This window comes from Stenotrophomonas sp. SrG, from assembly GCF_050031795.1.
GTDB classification, from domain to species: domain Bacteria; phylum Pseudomonadota; class Gammaproteobacteria; order Xanthomonadales; family Xanthomonadaceae; genus Stenotrophomonas; species Stenotrophomonas rhizophila_A.
On record NZ_JBNBBE010000705.1, the window covers coordinates 1 to 247 of the forward strand.

Annotated in this window: 1 pseudogene; it reads right to left on the bottom strand. The window is 68.8% G+C overall.

The annotated features are described in order from the left end of the window. Positions 1-151: 151 nt before the first annotated feature. A pseudogene (locus ACQG3P_RS21400) lies at positions 152-247 on the bottom strand (roadblock/LC7 domain-containing protein); the annotation flags it as partial.

Below are 247 nucleotides of genomic sequence, written 5' to 3' on the forward strand. Positions count from 1 at the left end.
CTGGTTCTGGCGGGTGTGATGCAGCACGTCCAGCCCGAGGGCGGCACGGCGGAAAGCAGGGGTGGGGGTATTCTTGGGGGTGTACCGCGCAACCGCAGCGACCACCGCGACGCGCCCGGTCAGGGGCACGGCGCGGCGGCAGTGCCTGCGATCAGCTGAAGTCCAGGGTCTGCTCGAAGGCCTGCAGTGCCTGGCGCGACATGGCCAGGTTGGCCTTGCTGCGGTCCATCACCACGTACAGGAACAG